This window comes from Sorangium sp. So ce128 (assembly GCF_051525245.1).
Classification (GTDB): Bacteria; Myxococcota_A; Polyangia; order Polyangiales; family Polyangiaceae; genus Sorangium; species Sorangium cellulosum_B.
The window spans coordinates 9,490,766-9,505,369 of sequence record NZ_CP150313.1; the positions used below are offsets into that span (position 1 = coordinate 9,490,766).

14 protein-coding genes are annotated in these 14,604 nt (G+C 71.6%); 12 read left to right on the plus strand and 2 right to left on the minus strand.

What is annotated here, in order from left to right:
• Positions 1–66: 66 nt before the first annotated feature.
• Positions 67–423 carry an antibiotic biosynthesis monooxygenase family protein gene (locus WME82_RS36095; RefSeq protein ID WP_438039026.1) on the minus strand — a complete coding sequence of 119 codons (357 nt, stop codon included), beginning with the start codon at positions 421–423 and terminating at the stop codon, positions 67–69.
• 612 nt (positions 424–1,035) lie between these two features.
• Between WME82_RS36095 and WME82_RS36100 the strand changes: the two genes are divergently transcribed.
• From WME82_RS36100 to WME82_RS36140, 9 genes are all read left to right on the plus strand, one after another.
• Positions 1,036–2,154, plus strand: coding sequence for an NAD-dependent epimerase/dehydratase family protein (locus WME82_RS36100; protein ID WP_437741047.1), 1,119 nt, complete (start codon positions 1,036–1,038; stop codon positions 2,152–2,154).
• Positions 2,151–3,284: an SDR family NAD(P)-dependent oxidoreductase gene (locus WME82_RS36105; RefSeq protein WP_438039027.1), complete on the plus strand. Its 1,134-nt coding sequence runs from the start codon at positions 2,151–2,153 to the stop codon at positions 3,282–3,284. Before WME82_RS36100 ends, WME82_RS36105 begins: the two co-directional genes overlap by 4 nt.
• Positions 3,281–4,582, plus strand: a complete 1,302-nt coding sequence (locus WME82_RS36110) for a TIGR04295 family B12-binding domain-containing radical SAM protein (RefSeq protein WP_438044963.1) — start codon at positions 3,281–3,283, stop codon at positions 4,580–4,582. Before WME82_RS36105 ends, WME82_RS36110 begins: the two co-directional genes overlap by 4 nt.
• On the plus strand, positions 4,575–5,828 hold the full coding sequence (locus WME82_RS36115) for a glycosyltransferase family 4 protein (protein ID WP_438039028.1): 1,254 nt from the start codon (positions 4,575–4,577) through the stop codon (positions 5,826–5,828). The genes WME82_RS36110 and WME82_RS36115 overlap by 8 nt, the downstream gene beginning before the upstream one ends.
• Positions 5,819–6,964 (plus strand): CgeB family protein, encoded by a 1,146-nt coding sequence (locus WME82_RS36120; RefSeq protein ID WP_438039029.1) that lies wholly within the window; start codon positions 5,819–5,821, stop codon positions 6,962–6,964. Before WME82_RS36115 ends, WME82_RS36120 begins: the two co-directional genes overlap by 10 nt.
• Positions 6,961–8,094, plus strand: coding sequence for a CgeB family protein (locus WME82_RS36125; RefSeq protein WP_438039030.1), 1,134 nt, complete (start codon positions 6,961–6,963; stop codon positions 8,092–8,094). Before WME82_RS36120 ends, WME82_RS36125 begins: the two co-directional genes overlap by 4 nt.
• Positions 8,091–9,254 (plus strand): CgeB family protein, encoded by a 1,164-nt coding sequence (locus WME82_RS36130; RefSeq protein WP_438039031.1) that lies wholly within the window; start codon positions 8,091–8,093, stop codon positions 9,252–9,254. Before WME82_RS36125 ends, WME82_RS36130 begins: the two co-directional genes overlap by 4 nt.
• Positions 9,251–10,261 (plus strand): UDP-glucuronic acid decarboxylase family protein, encoded by a 1,011-nt coding sequence (locus WME82_RS36135; protein WP_437741054.1) that lies wholly within the window; start codon positions 9,251–9,253, stop codon positions 10,259–10,261. The genes WME82_RS36130 and WME82_RS36135 overlap by 4 nt, the downstream gene beginning before the upstream one ends.
• Positions 10,262–10,390: 129 nt before the next feature.
• Positions 10,391–11,356, plus strand: a complete 966-nt coding sequence (locus WME82_RS36140) for a hypothetical protein (protein ID WP_438039032.1) — start codon at positions 10,391–10,393, stop codon at positions 11,354–11,356.
• A gap of 55 nt (positions 11,357–11,411) precedes the next feature.
• Here the strand turns inward: WME82_RS36140 and WME82_RS36145 are convergent, their stop codons facing one another.
• Positions 11,412–12,005, minus strand: coding sequence for a Uma2 family endonuclease (locus tag WME82_RS36145; protein ID WP_438039033.1), 594 nt, complete (start codon positions 12,003–12,005; stop codon positions 11,412–11,414).
• Between the two features lie 231 nt (positions 12,006–12,236).
• Between WME82_RS36145 and WME82_RS36150 the strand changes: the two genes are divergently transcribed.
• The 3 genes from WME82_RS36150 to WME82_RS36160 all read left to right on the plus strand — a co-directional run bounded on the left by WME82_RS36150 (position 12,237) and on the right by WME82_RS36160 (position 14,380).
• Entirely contained in the window at positions 12,237–13,001 is a 765-nt protein-coding gene (locus tag WME82_RS36150) for a TetR/AcrR family transcriptional regulator (RefSeq protein WP_438039034.1), read from the plus strand.
• Positions 13,002–13,080: 79 nt separating this feature from the next.
• A complete protein-coding gene (locus tag WME82_RS36155) occupies positions 13,081–13,545 on the plus strand; it encodes an ABA4-like family protein (protein WP_438039035.1) in 465 nt (154 codons plus the stop codon).
• Position 13,546: 1 nt separating this feature from the next.
• Positions 13,547–14,380, plus strand: coding sequence for a hypothetical protein (locus WME82_RS36160; protein ID WP_438039036.1), 834 nt, complete (start codon positions 13,547–13,549; stop codon positions 14,378–14,380).
• The last annotated feature ends 224 nt before the right edge of the window (positions 14,381–14,604 follow it).

A 14,604-nucleotide genomic window follows, 5' to 3' on the forward strand; every position in this document is an offset into this window, starting at 1 on the left:
CTCCTTGGTTCTGGGCGTTCGCGTGTTGTTCCAGGCGCCGCCGGCGAGGACCGGCGCGCTCCGAGCCTACCCCGGCAGATCGGTGCTGAGGAACACCTCGTGGATATCGAGCTTGCTCGGGCCCGCGAACATCTCCTTCGGCGCGCGGTTCCGGTGCGCCTCCGCGAACGCGGGGCTCCTCGTCCAGGCGATGAAATCGTCCATGGACCGCCACCAGGTCTTCACCTCGTAGAACCCCTGCGCGTCCGGGTCCAGGCTCCACGCGCCGGTCGCGTGGTCCAGCTTCATCGGCTTCGGCCTGTGGACCTCGTTCCGGATGAAGCCGGGCGCCTGATCGACCAGGTGGACCCTGTTCTTGAAGCGATCCTCGAAATCGGCCTCGTGGCCCTCGGCGACGGGGATGCGGTTGGTAACGACGATCATCGCTCCTCTCCTTCTTGCTTCTTGCTTCTCGATCGTACGGGAGGCCTGCGGGCGGCGGCAAGCTTGGCAGCGCCTGTGCCCGGCCGGGGCCGCGCGGCGCTGGCGCCGCTCGCGCGCTCCCGCGCTGGCGCCGCTCGCACGCCGGCAGAATGCCTGAGAATCCCTCGGAGCTCAACGCAATGCCGCTGGCGACACGCAACCGATCAGAACCATCGCTACGGATTCACCCTAACCGCTCCGACGTCAGCGGATCTCTCGCACTCGAACGGTACAGACTGGCCCGGAAGACAGACGGGAAAGCCCTTATGGGCTCGCCAGACTCGAGCATTCCTCAGCGGAGCACGGAAAATCGCACGGAGCGGGCCCTTGTTGAATACCTCACAAACCGTGTTGCGTGATCGTGAGTCGCATGGTACTCGGATGGCGTCCGGGGCAACGATCATGCCCTGTTTGCAACGAACGGAGCCGAACACGACGCGCAGCGATCCGCCGGAGCACGATGTCATCACAAGGAAAGCTCGTCCCCCGGCCTCATCTGGCTTCGCTCGCTTCGCCTGTTCCGCCCGGGCTCGCGGCGCCTCCGCCGCGCGCTGATCATCGAACCAGAGGGATATGACGAGTCACGTCCTCATCACCGGTGGAGCGGGGTTCATCGGATCTCATGTGGCCGACGAGCTCCTGCGCCAGGGGGTCCGCGTCCGGGCGCTCGACAGCCTGGTCCCTCAGGTGCACGGCCCCGACCGCGGCCGCCCGGCCTACCTCGACCCGGAGGTCGAGCTCATCGTCGGCGATGTCCGCGACCGGGACGCGGTGAAATCGGCGCTCCGCGGCGTGGACGCGGTTGTCCACTTCGCGTCCGCGGTCGGTGTCGGACAGAGCATGTACAAGATCGCGGAGTACACCTCGATCAACAACGTCGGCACCGCCGTGCTCCTCGAGGAGCTCGCCGCGAAGCCGGTCTCGAGGCTGCTCGTCGCCTCCAGCATGAGCGTGTATGGCGAGGGGCTCTACCGGGCGGCCTCCGGCGCGGTGGTCCCCGGCGCGAGCCGGCCGCTCGAGCAGCTCAAGCGCGGCGACTGGGAGGTCCGGAGCGAGGCGGGCGAGGCGCTCGTGCCCATCCCGACGCCCGAGTCCAAGCCCCCGTCGCTCGAGTCGGTCTATGCGCTCTCCAAGTACGACCAGGAGCGGCTCTGCCTGATGATCGGGCGCGCGTACCAGATCCCGACCGTCGCCCTCCGCTTCTTCAACGTCTACGGCCGCCGCCAGGCCCTCTCCAACCCGTACACCGGCGTCCTCGCCATCTTCGCCGCGAGGCTCCTCAACGACCGTCCGCCCGTGATCTTCGAGGACGGGCTGCAGCGGCGCGATCTCGTGAGCGTCACCGACGTCGCCCGCGCCTGCGTCCGGGCCCTCGGCGCCGACGCCGCGGTGGGCCAGGTGCTCAACATCGGCAGCGGGCGGTCGTACACCGTGCGCGAGGTCGCCGAGCGCGTCCGCGAGGTGATGGGGAAGAGCGGTATCGAGCCCGAGATCGTCGGGAAATCCCGGCTGGGCGACGTCCGGCACTGCTTCGCCGACATCGGCGCGGCGCAGCAGAAGATCGGGTATGCGCCCCGGGTCTCGCTCGAGGAGGGGCTCCGCGATCTCGCCGACTGGCTCGAGGGGCAGGTGGCGAAGGACGCTGTCGCCCAGGCCCGCGCCGAGCTGGAATCCAGGGGGCTGACGGTATGAGCGCCGCGGCGGATGGCCCGGGCGGCGCGACCGCAGCGCAGGGGCGCCCGGCGCTGATCACCGGCGGCGCCGGCTTCATCGGGGCCAACCTGGCCCACCGCCTGCTCCAGGCGGGAGAGACGGTGATCCTCTTCGACAACCTCTCCCGCCCCTCGGTGGCGCGCAACGTCGAGTGGTTGAGGCGCACCCACGGCGACCGCGTCACGCTGATCACCGGCGACGTGAGGGACGCCCGCGCGGTCGCGGCCGCCGTCCGGCGCGCCTCCAGCGTCTTCCACTTCGCCGCCCAGGTGGCCGTGACGACGAGCCTCGTCCAGCCCGTGGAAGACTTCGAGATCAACGCCCGCGGGACGCTCAATGTGCTCGAGGCGATCCGCGCCGAGAGCGCCCCGCCGCCGCTCCTGCTCACGTCCACCAACAAGGTGTACGGCGGCCTCCCCGACGTCCCGCTCTCGTGCAGCGGCCGGCGCTACGAGCCCGCGGATCCGGAGCTCCGGGCCTCCGGCGTCTCCGAGGCCCGCCCGCTCGATTTCCACAGCCCCTACGGCTGCTCCAAGGGCGCGGCGGACCAGTACGTCATCGATTATGCCCGCACCTTCGGGCTCCCCGCGGCGGTGTTCCGGATGAGCTGTATCTACGGTCCTCGCCAGTTCGGGACCGAGGACCAGGGGTGGGTCGCGCATTTCCTCCTCCAGGCGCTCCGGCGGGAGCCGATCACCCTTTATGGCGACGGGATGCAGGTCCGGGACGTGCTCTTCATCGACGACCTCGTCGACGCGCTCCTCCTCGCCCGCAGGGACATCCGGCAGATCTCGGCGTCGGCGTTCAACGTCGGCGGGGGCCCGGAGAACACCCTCAGCCTGCTCGAGCTGCTCGATCTCATCGAGGAGCTCGACGGCAAGCGCCCCCTGATCGGCTTCGAGGGGTGGCGGCCGGGCGATCAGCGGTACTACGTCTCCGACTGCCGCCGGCTCTCCGCGGCCACGGGGTGGTGGCCGCGCGTCCGGGTCCGCGAGGGGGTGCGCAGGCTGCACGGCTGGCTGCGGGAGATGACGGAGGCGACCGGCGCCGCGAAGGCCGCCGGCGTCGGCCAGCCCGCGAAGGAGCCGTGCGCGGGGGGCGTCCGGTGAGGTTCGCGCTCGTCAACCCGGCCTGGAGCTTCGAGGGAAGCATCTATTTCGGCTGCCGCGAGCCTCACCTGCCCCTCGAATACGGTTACGCCAGGGCGCTGCTCGAGGCCGCGGGACACGAGGCGACCCTCGTCGACGCCCAGGCCCGGGGCCTCGCCGACGGCGCCCTCCGCGACGAGGTGGCCGCGCTCCGCGCCGACGCGATCGTGGTGACCACCGCGCCGAGCTACCTCTTCTGGCGCTGCGCCCCGCCCGAGCTCCGCGTCCCGCAGCAGGCGCTCCGCGCGCTCCACGGGCTGCCAGGGCTCCGGCTCGCGGTGGGCCCCCACGCCTCCACCACCCCCCGCGCCACCCTGCGCAAGCTCGGGGTCGACGCCGTGGTGATGGGCGAGTGCGAGGACGTGCTGGTGGAGCTCGCCGATCGCCCGCGATCGCGCTGGGGCGAGATCGACGCGATCGCCTGGCTGGAAGGCGACGAGGCGCGCGTGCAGGGCGGCCCGCGCGCGTCGGACATGACCCGGCTGCCGGCCCTCCGCTGGGACGACGCCACGGTGGCGCGCCACGCCCACCACCACCACCGCTTCGACACCACGCCGATCGGCCCCGGCGCCGAGGTCGAGGCGTCGAGAGGGTGCCCCTACCACTGCACCTTCTGCGCGAAGGACAACTTCCGCGACGGCTACCGCAAGCGCCCCCTCGAGGTGCTCCTCGACGAGCTCGACGGGCTCGTCGCCCAGGGGGTCCGTTACGTCTATTTCATCGACGAGATCTTCCTGCCGGATCGCCCGCTGCTCGAGGCGCTCGTCGATCGCCCGGTGTCGTTCGGCGTCCAGATGCGCGTCGACAGCTGGAGCCGGGAGATGCTCGATCTGCTCGGGAGAGCGGGGTGCGTCTCGATCGAGGCAGGGGTGGAGAGCATCACCCGGGAGGGAAGGAGCCTCCTGGCCAAGCGCTGCAGGCTCTCGACCGAGCAGCTCGGCGATCTCCTGATCCACGCCAAGAAGAGCGTCCCCTTCGTCCAGGCGAACCTGATCCAGTCGCCGACCGACGATCCCGCGGACGTCACCGCCTTCCGGGAGCGGCTCCGGCAGCACGGCGTGTGGGCGAACGAGCCGGTGCCGATGTTCCCTTACCCGGGCTCGCCCGAGTACACGATGCGCTGGGGCGCCCCCGACGATGAGGCATGGGAGCGCTCGGTCGCGCACTACCTCGATCGGTTCGATCGCTTCAGCGACCTCCAGGACAGCCGCCCTCTCCCGCTCTCCGCGCTGGAGATCGCGCCCCCCGGCCATGGCTGACGCCGCGCGCGCCCCCGGCTCCGTCCTGATGACCGCCGACACGGTGGGGGGCGTCTTCTCCTACGCGATCGAGCTCGCGCGCGCGCTCGCGGCGCGCGGGGTCCGGACGTCGCTCGCCACCCTGGGGGGGCCGCTCTCCGCGCCCCAGCGCGAGGCCGCGGGCCGCGTGCCCGGGCTCGCCGTCTTCGAGAGCTCCTTCCGGCTCGAGTGGATGGAGGACCCCTGGGACGACGTCGCGCGCGCCGGAGACTGGCTCCTCGAGCTCGAGGAGCGCGTCCGCCCGGCGCTCATCCACCTGAACGGCTATGCGCACGGCGCCCTCGGCTTCCGCGCCCCGAAGCTCGTTGTGGCCCACTCGTGCGTCCTCTCCTGGTGGGCCGCGGTCCTCGGCGGGGAGGCGCCGCCGCGGTACGATCGCTACCGGCGCGAGGTGGCCCGGGGGCTCGCCGCCGCGTCGGCTGTGGTGGCCCCGACCCGGGCGATGCTCGACGCCCTCCTGCGCCACCACGGCCCGCTCCCCGGGGGCGCGCGGGCGGAGGTGATCCCCAACGCCGCCGACCCCGCGCGGTTCGCCCCGCGCCCCAAGGAGGAGCTCGTCCTCGCGGTCGGGCGGCTCTGGGACCAGGCCAAGAACATCGAGGCGCTCGGCGAGGTGGCCCCTCACCTGCCCTGGCCGATCCAGGTGGCCGGGAGCGACGTCCGCCCCGGCGGGGGCGCGGGCGCGCTACCCCTCCCCTCGCCCCTCCCCTCACTCGGACACCTCGGCGTGCTCTCGCCGTCCGCCGTCGCCGCCGCGCTCGGCCGCGCGTCGATCTACGCTCACCCGGCCCGCTACGAGCCGTTCGGCCTGTCGGTCCTGGAGGCGGCGCTCTCCGGGTGCGCCCTCGTCCTGGGCGACATCCCCAGCCTGCGCGAGGTCTGGGAGGACGCGGCCCTCTACGTGGATCCCGGCGACACGGAGGCCCTCCGGCGCGCGCTCCGGGCGCTCATCGACGCGCCCGGCGCGCGGCGCGAGATGGCCACGCGCGCCCGCGCCCGCGCCCTCGGCTTCTCGCCGCGGCGGATGGCCCGGGGCTACCTGCGCCTCTACGGCGAGCTCCTCGGTCGCGGGCCCAGCGAAGAGCGCCCGCCGTCGAGGGGGGAGCACGCGCCGGCGCGCGGGGCGGCCGAGAGGCTCGAGCTGCGCGAAACCTCGGGCATGGCGGCCGCGCCCCCCCTGAAGAAGGCGAGCGCGCCATGCGCATAGCCCTGTTCTGCCACTCCCTGCTCTCCGACTGGAACCACGGGAACGCGCACTTCCTCCGCGGCGTGGTCACCGAGCTCGCCGAGCGCGGGCACGAGGTCCGCGCCTTCGAGCCGAGGGACGCCTGGAGCCTCCAGAACCTCGTCGCCGATCACGGCGAGGCGCCCCTGCGCGAGGTGAGGGAGGTCTACCCGCGCGTCGATCCGATCCGGTACGACCTTGCCTCGCTCGACCTGGACGAGGCGCTCGATGGCACCTCGCTCGTCATCGTCCACGAGTGGAGCGAGCCCGAGCTGGTCGCCCGCGTCGGCGCGCATCGGACACGCGCGGCACGCGCGTCGTACCGGCTGCTCTTCCACGACACACACCACCGGTCGGTCACGGATCCCGGGGCCATGGCCCGCTACGACCTCACCCGCTACGACGGCGTCCTCGCCTTCGGCCGGGTGATCCGCGACCTCTACCTCGCGCGCCGCTGGGCCCGCCGGGCCTTCGTCTGGCACGAGGCAGCGGACGTCCGCGTGTTCCGCCCGCGCCGCGGGGCCCGGCCGGAGCGCGATCTCGTGTGGATCGGCAACTGGGGCGACGAGGAGCGCACCCGCGAGCTCGACGCGTTCCTGATCGGCCCGGCGCGCGATCTCGGCCTCTCCGCCCGCGTGCACGGGGTGCGTTACCCCGACCACGCCCGCGCCGCGCTCGACGCGGCCGGGATCGAGCACCGGGGCTGGCTCCCCAACTACCGCGCTCCCGAGGCGTTCGCGCGGGCAAGGGTGACAGTCCACGTCCCGAGGAGGCCCTACGTCGCCTCGCTCCCGGGGATCCCGACCATCCGGCCGTTCGAGGCCATGGCCTGCGCCATCCCGCTCGTCTGCTCGCCGTGGAGCGACGCGGAGGGGCTGTTCTCGCCCGGCCGCGACTACCTCGTCGCCCGGGACGGCGACGAGATGAAGCGGCGCCTCGCGGCCCTCCTCGCCGAGCCCGCCCTGGCCACCGAGCTGGCGGAGCGGGGGCGCGCGACGATCCTCGCGCGCCACACGTGCGCCCACCGGGTCGACGAGCTCCTCGCCATCGCCGCCGAGCTCGGCGTCGAGGTCGACCGCCCCGCGCCCGCCGTCACACCCCAGCGAGCCACGTCATGACGAACCGACGCCCGACCCCGAGCCGATCGCTCGACATCGCCTTCTTCGGATCGAGCCTCGTCTCCGCCTACTGGAACGGAGCCGCCACCTACTACCGCGGCATCCTCCGCGCCCTCGCGGCGCGAGGGCACCGCATCACCTTCCACGAGCCGGACGCCTACGATCGCCAGAAGCACCGCGACATCGAGGACCCGCCGTGGGCCCGCGTCGTCGTCTACTCCGGCACCGACCCCGCGGAGCCCAGGCGGCTCGTCGAGCAGGCCCGGAGCGCCGACGTTGTCGTCAAGGCCAGCGGCGTCGGCGTCTTCGACGAGCTGCTCGAGGCCGAGGTCGCCGCGCTCGATCGGCCGGGCCTCACCACGATCTTCTGGGACGTCGACGCCCCGGCCACGCTGGAGCGGGTCCGCGCCGCGCCGTCGGATCCCTTCCGCGCGCAGATCCCGCGCTTCAACCTGGTCTTCACCTACGGCGGCGGCGACCCGGTGGTGCGCGGCTACGAGGCGCTCGGCGCGCGGCGCTGCGCGCCGATCTACAACGCGCTCGACCCCGAGACCCACTTCGAGGTCGCGCCAGATCCTCGATTTCATTGTGATTTTGCGCTGCTCGCCAACCGCCTGCCGGACCGGGAGCGGCGCGTGGAGGAGTTCTTCCTGCGGCCCGCGGCCGCGCTCCCCGGGCTCCGGTTCCTCCTTGGCGGCAGCGGCTGGCAGGACAAGGGGATGCCCCCGAACGTCCGGTACGTCGGGCACGTCTACACGGCGGATCACAACGCCTTCAACGCCAGCGCCCGCGCGGTGCTGAACGTGGCCCGCGACAGCATGGCGTCGGTCGGCTTCTCCCCGGCGACCCGGGTCTTCGAGGCCGCGGGCGCGGCCGCGTGCCTCGTCACGGACGCGTGGGAGGGGATCGAGCTCTTCCTCGAGCCCGGGCGCGAGGTGCTGGTCGCCAGGAGCGGCGACGACGTCGTGGAGATCCTCCGGGCGCTCACGCCCGAGCGGGCCCGCGCAATCGGCAGGGCGGCGAAGCAGCGCGTGCTCGCGGGGCACACCTACGCCGAGCGCGCGAGGCAGGTCGAGGCCCTGCTGGCCCGCCCCGACGGCGCAACCCTCACCGCGATCGCGCCGCCGTGAAGCCCATCTCCTTCGTCTTCCTGGGCCTGTCGATCACCTCGTCGTGGGGCAACGGCCACGCGACGACGTACCGCGGGCTGCTCAGGCGGCTGGCCCAGCGGGGGCACAGCGTGCTGTTCCTGGAGCGGGACCTCTCGTTCTACGCCGAGAACCGCGACCTCCCGAGCCCGCCCTACGGCCGGACCGAGCTCTACCGGGGTCTCGACGATCTCCGCGCGCGCTTCGGGGGCGCGGTGCGCGACGCGGACCTGGTGGTCGTCGGGTCCTACGTGCCCGACGGCGCCGAGGTCGGCGCCTGGGTGACGGAGACGGCGCGCGGGAAGACCGCGTTCTACGACATCGACACGCCGGTGACGCTCAAGCAGATCGAGCGGGGCGGCGCCGCGTACCTGTCTCCGGCGCTGATCCCGCGGTACGACCTGTACCTCTCGTTCACCGGCGGCCCGACGCTCGAGCGGCTCGAGCGCCGCCACGGGGCGAAGCGCGCGCGACCGCTCTACTGCGCGGTGGATCCGGACGAGTATTTCCCGGAGCGCGCGCCGCCCCGGTGGGATCTCGGCTACCTCGGCACGTACAGCGCCGATCGCCAGCCCACGCTGGACCGGCTCCTGGTCGCGCCGGCGCGCCGCTGGGGGCGCGGTCGCTTCGTGGTCGCCGGCCCGCAGTACCCGGCGGACATCGGCTGGCCCACCAACGTCGAGCGCACGGATCACGTCCCGCCGGGCGCGCACCGCGGCTTTTACGGCGCGCAGCGCTTCACGCTCAACGTCACCCGCCGGGACATGATCGAGGCGGGGTACTCGCCGAGCGTGCGCCTCTTCGAGGCGGCGGCCTGCGGCGTGCCGGTGATCAGCGACGACTGGCCGGGCCTCGACGAGCTCTTCGAGCCGGGCAAGGAGATCCTGGTCGCCCGCTCCCCGGAGGAGGTCCTCCATCTGATCCGCGAGCTCCCCGAGCGGGAGCGGATCGCGATCGGCCAGCGGGCGCGCGAGCGCGTGCTCGCCCGACACACAGCGGCGCACCGCGCCGAGGCGCTGGAGAGATACACCCGGGAGCTGCTCGACGAGCAGGGCGCGCCGGAGCGCCGGAGCGCCCGGGAGACCGGGGACGATGACGTCGACGTGGGGAGTCGACCTGGAGAGGAGGTCAGAGAGACATGAGCGCAGCGCTCCGCATCCTGGTGACCGGGGGCGCCGGATTCGTCGGCTCCCACCTGTGTGATCGGCTGATCCGGGAGGGCCACGAGGTCGTCGCGCTCGACGATCTCTCGACGGGCTCCCGGGACAACGTCGCCCATCTCCTCTCTCACCGGCGCTTCCGGCTGGTGGAGCACGACGTCATGCAGCCGTACGAGCGGGAGGTCGACCGCATCTACAACCTCGCCTCGCCGGCGAGCCCGCCGCATTACCAGCGCGATCCGGTCCGGACCACGATGGTCAACGTGCTCGGCGCGCTCCACGCGCTGGAGCTCGCCGAGGGCTGCGGGGCGCGGGTCTTCCAGGCGTCGACCAGCGAGGTCTACGGCGATCCCGAGGTCCACCCGCAGCCGGAGGGCTACCGGGGCGCGGTGAACCCGATCGGGATCCGCTCCTGTTATGACGAGGGGAAGCGCTGCGCCGAGTCGCTGATGATGGACTTCCACCGCCGTCGCGGGGTCGAAGTACGCCTGGCGCGGATCTTCAACACGTACGGTCCTCGGATGGCGCTCGATGACGGTCGGGTGGTGTCGAACTTCATCGTGCAGGCGCTCCGGGGTGAGGATCTCACAGTGTACGGCGATGGCTCCCAGACACGGAGCTTCTGCTACGTGGAGGACCTCATCGACGGGATCGTCCGGCTGATGGAGCACCCGGCCGAGACGGGCCCGGTGAACCTGGGCAATCCCGAGGAGTTCACGGTGCTCGAGCTCGCCGAGGAGGTGCTCCACCTGACCGGGAGCCGGGGTCGGGTGGTGTTCCGTCCGCTGCCCGAGGACGATCCGAGGCAGCGGCAGCCGGTGATCGACCGCGCGCGGCGGGTGCTCGGGTTCGAGCCGAAGGTGCCGTTGCGCACGGGTCTGCGCCGCACGATCGAGGGTTTCCGGAGCGCGCTCGGGCTGGGCCATCGCGCACCTGGGCTCCCGGTGTCGGACGATGACGCACCGTTGCCCCGTGCGGCGAACGGCTGAGCCGCGCCGACCGTAGAGTCGCTGCGGCGCCCATGATACCGTCAGCTCTCTGACGCCCGATTGTCGCACAGGGCCGTGCGGCGAACGGCAGGGGCACTGCGCCCTTAACTTAGAGCGAAGGAGAGCGGCATGGATCTCAGGGCATGGTGCGCGGCGCTCTGCGCGGCGACGGTGGGTCTCGTGGGCTGCGGCGGGGACTCGGGCACGAGCGATACCAGCGGTTCGCCGGGCGGCTCGGGCTCGGGCGCGGGCAGCGGGCAGGGGAGTGGCTCGAGCGGCCAAGGAGGTTCCTTCGGCGAGGGGGTCGGGTCCGGCAGCGGGTCCGGCAGCGGGACCAGCGGGGGAGGAGGCAGCGGCGCGGCCTCCTCGGGGTGCGAGCACGTCGATGTCGTGTTCGCGCTCGACAACTCCTCGAGCATGGATGAGGAGAAGGCAACGATGCGCGACGTCGTGTTCCCGGCGTTCGCGCAGGCGTTGCTCAATATCGATAGCATCCTCGACTTCCGCGCGGCCGTGATGGACGCCTGCCCCCTTCCCGCCAACTTCCACACGCGCGGCGCCGCGGGCGAGTGCTCGTTCCAGAGCGGCAAGGCGTGGATGGAGAGCACGAGCACCGCGCTCACGAGCGAGTTCCAGTGCGCTGCAGATCTCTATGGGGACGACGTCGAGTGCACCGGCGACAGCGACGACGAGCAGCCCGCGTCCTCCGTCGCCGCCGCGCTGGAGCCGCCGTTCTCGACCGCCGAGAACGCGGGGTTCCTCCGCAACGACGCCCTGCTCGTGGTGGTGGCGATCACCGACGAGGACGAGCAGCCCGTCCCGCGCCAGACGCCGCAGCAGATCCACGATCGGCTGGTCGCCGCGAAGGGCGACGCGAAGAACGTGGTGTTCCTCGGCATCGCCGGGAGGCGGGAGTGCGAGGGCGCATACGGGAGCGCGCAAGAGGCCGAGGACATGCAGGAGCTCGTGGACCTGTTCGCCGCCGACGGCCGTGGCTTCTTCTGGGATCTGTGCGAAGGGCACCTCGAGGACGGCCTCACGAACGCCTTCGCGGCGATCGAAGAGGCGTGTGTGGAGTTCGTGCCCATCAACTGACCGCACCGGCGAGGCGAGCTGACGTAGGGCGGCGCCGTGAGGCGCCGCCGGCAGGCTACCGCGGCAAGCTCTCCTGGTCTTCCTCCGGCGCTTCGCCCTCCTCGGCGCCGAGCAAATCGACTTCCCCCCACAGCGCATCGAGATCCAGCCGGAGCCCTTCGCATCCAGGCACATCGATGCTCCCATCGGTCGCGTCGAGCGCGTGCGCGTAGCGCCCATCCGCCCCGAGATCCAGGACCTCGATGCTCCGGAGCTGCGGATCGACGATCCAGTACCAGCGCACCCCGAAGGCGGCATATTCGCGGAGCTTCTCGACACGATCGCGGCGCCCGTCGCTCGGCGTGGGAGAGACGACCTCGACGGCGATATCGGGCGGGATACGCACGAGCCCCCGCGCTGGTGGCCTCCGGTTCCCGGGGAAAAAGACGGTCACGTCCGGCTTCCGGCCCCGCTGCGGCTTCACCGCGAATTTCGCGTCCGAGCCGCCCACCAGCCCGCCGCGGGGGGTGATCCAGGCGCGGAGCATGTGGATCAACCAGCCGACCACGACCTCGTGAACGTAGCCGGACACCTCTTCCTCCACGAGCAACCCGTCCACGAGCTCGCCCGGCTCATCCTCGGGCAGGGCCGCCCACTCGACGAGCGACATCCGCCGGCCTGACGCGGGTGCGGGTGAACGAGCCGCGGCCTGGACCATGAACAGAGCCTATCACGCCTGCCGCAAGGGGTGTACCGCGAGGGCGGCCCGCCGCTGCTCCCACCAGGCGCGCGCATGCCTCCGCCGCGCGTCGGCGAGGCGCGAGGCATGAGGGCTGGCAGGGGATGACGGCGGGCCCGAGAGGCCCGGGAGACCGCCGCAACGCGCTCGATGAAGAGATCCTTGACGGCAGACGATGCCATCGTTATAAAAAGTAACACCGTTACGCACGACGATGGCGGCGGCTGCGCCGCCCGGAGGCCAGGCGACACGGACATGGCGAGCTCGCGCCCGAAGACCACGAAGACCAGCCGCACGACCCAGGCGGAGCGCCTGCAGGCGTCGAGCCAGCAGCGCCGCGAGCAGCAGAAGGAGAACCTGCGGGGCGCCATCCTGGCGGCGGCGGGCGAGCTGTTTCTGGAGCAGGGCTACGAGGCGTTCTCGATGCGCCAGGTGGCCGAGCGCATCGGCTACTCGGCGACGACGATCTACCGCTATTACGAGGACAAGGACGATCTCCTGTTCGCCATCGTTCACGACGGCTTCACCGAGTTCCAGCGCGCGCTCGTCGCCGCCGCCGAGAGCACGGCGGACCCGATCGAGCGGCTCGTGGCGCTCGGCGCCGCGTACGTTCGCTTCGGCATGGACAACCCGGTGCACTACCGGCTGATGTTCATGCAGCGCTTCGACTTCGTCTTCGACCAGCGGAAAGCGCGGCAACAGCCGATGATCGATTCGTTCAACGTGCTGCAAGACGCGGTCGCGTCCGCGATGGACGCCGGCGCGATGCAGCGCGGCGACGTGGAGCGCCACAGCCAGGTGGTCTGGGCCCTGGTCCACGGGATCACCGCCCTCGGCCTGGCCGATCGCGGCCGCTTCACGGCCGACGACGTCGACCGGACCCTGGAGATCGCCATGAAGATGATGGTCCGAGGCCTGCGCCCCTGATCGCTCTCTTTTTTTCCCGCAAAGTTAACACTGTTACGAATAGTTTCATCGTTACAACAAGCAGCCGGAGGAGGGTATGATGGATAGGGTCTTTGGACTGAGCGGCTTCCTCGTGATGCCGTTCTGGTTCCTGATGGTTTTTCTGCCCCGCTCTCGATGGACGCGGCGGATCATGGAGTCGCCGCTCGTGGTCGCAGCGCCCGCGCTGCTCTACACGGCGCTCGTCCTCCCGGTCATCCGCGAGGTGTTCCCGATCGTCAACCAGCCGAGCCTCGCTTCGGTCGCCCCGCTGCTCGGCTCGCCCGCGGGCGCCACGATCGGCTGGGTTCACTTCCTCGCCTTCGATCTCTTCGTGGGCCGGTGGGTGTACCTCGACAGCCGCGATCGCGACATCTCGCCGTGGCTCATGGCCCCGGTGCTCTATCTGACGCTGATGCTCGGGCCGATGGGGTTCTCGCTCTACCTCGCCGTCCGTGCGATCGCCGATCGATCGCCGCGCGCCGTCGTCACGACCGCGGCTCCGCGCCGCGCCGGGGAGGCCTGACATGAGCGCCCGCTCGCTGAGCCCCTCGCTCTCGCTGCCTCGCTCGATCGAGGAGCTCCTCCGGCGAAGCCCCGTCCTGTTCATGGCGGCGGCCGCCCACGTCGCGCTGCTCGTCCTGCTGCTCGCCGTCGCCCCGCTCGACGCGCGCCTCGTGATGGGGGTGAACCCGTGGATCAAGCCCGCGAAATTCGCCGCCTCGATCGCCATCTACCTCCTGACGATCAACTGGCTCGTCGGCGATGTCGCGCTGCCGCCGCGAGGCCGGAGGGCCGTCGTCTGGGGCACGGTGGCGATGGTGAGCTTCGAGATGATCGCGATCACCGCGCAGGCGGCGCGGGGCGTGGCGTCGCACTTCAATCAATCGACGCTGTTCGACGGGGCGGTGTTCGCGCTCATGGGCATCGCCATCCTTGTGAACACGGCGCTCGCGGCGTACCTCGCGTACAGGTTCTGGGCGACGCGACCTCCGCTGCCGGCCCCGTATCTCTGGGGCATCCGGCTGGGTCTCCTGCTGTTCCTGCTGGCCTGCGCGGAAGGCGGCTTCATGTCGGCGCACAACGCGCACAGCGTCGGCGTCGCCGACGGCGGGCCCGGGCTCCCCGCCGTCAACTGGAGCACGCGAGGAGGCGACCTGCGCATAGCCCACTTCTTCGGGATGCACGCGCTGCAAGCCGTCCCGCTGGTCGGGTACTGGCTGTCGGCGCGGGCGCCGGGGTCGGGGCCGCGCACGCGGCGGGCAGTGGGATGGGTGATCGCGTTCGGCATCGGCTACGGCGCCGTCGCGCTGGCGCTCTTCCTGACGGCCCTCGCAGGGCGACCGCTGATTCGGATGTAGCGCGCCGAGCGGACGGCGATCCTGCGCGGCTGGGGTCAACGAGGCGAGCCGGCGCGGACCGCTGCCGCGTGACGATGGGCGCGAGCGGGACGTCATCCACCGGACGACGGCGCCTGCAATGAATCCGTCACTTCATCGCCACCGACGGACAACAACAAGCAGGCGCCACGCCACACAACTGACACAAATTCCGTCTAGGCTCTCCAGCGCGTCTGCGCCTGCCG

Excerpts from the sequence above, each read along its gene's own strand:
- WME82_RS36155 (WP_438039035.1), top strand. The coding sequence starts at position 13,081 with ATGGATAGGGTCTTTGGACTGAGCGGCTTCCTCGTGATGCCGTTCTGG.
- WME82_RS36120 (WP_438039029.1), top strand. The coding sequence starts at position 5,819 with ATGCGCATAGCCCTGTTCTGCCACTCCCTGCTCTCCGACTGGAACCAC.
- WME82_RS36125 (WP_438039030.1), top strand. The coding sequence starts at position 6,961 with ATGACGAACCGACGCCCGACCCCGAGCCGATCGCTCGACATCGCCTTC.
- WME82_RS36115 (WP_438039028.1), top strand. The coding sequence starts at position 4,575 with ATGGCTGACGCCGCGCGCGCCCCCGGCTCCGTCCTGATGACCGCCGAC.
- WME82_RS36145 (WP_438039033.1), bottom strand. The coding sequence starts at position 12,005 with ATGTCGCTCGTCGAGTGGGCGGCCCTGCCCGAGGATGAGCCGGGCGAG.
- WME82_RS36095 (WP_438039026.1), bottom strand. The coding sequence starts at position 423 with ATGATCGTCGTTACCAACCGCATCCCCGTCGCCGAGGGCCACGAGGCC.
- WME82_RS36140 (WP_438039032.1), top strand. The coding sequence starts at position 10,391 with ATGGATCTCAGGGCATGGTGCGCGGCGCTCTGCGCGGCGACGGTGGGT.
- WME82_RS36100 (WP_437741047.1), top strand. The coding sequence starts at position 1,036 with ATGACGAGTCACGTCCTCATCACCGGTGGAGCGGGGTTCATCGGATCT.
- WME82_RS36135 (WP_437741054.1), top strand. The coding sequence starts at position 9,251 with ATGAGCGCAGCGCTCCGCATCCTGGTGACCGGGGGCGCCGGATTCGTC.
- WME82_RS36105 (WP_438039027.1), top strand. The coding sequence starts at position 2,151 with ATGAGCGCCGCGGCGGATGGCCCGGGCGGCGCGACCGCAGCGCAGGGG.
- WME82_RS36160 (WP_438039036.1), top strand. The coding sequence starts at position 13,547 with ATGAGCGCCCGCTCGCTGAGCCCCTCGCTCTCGCTGCCTCGCTCGATC.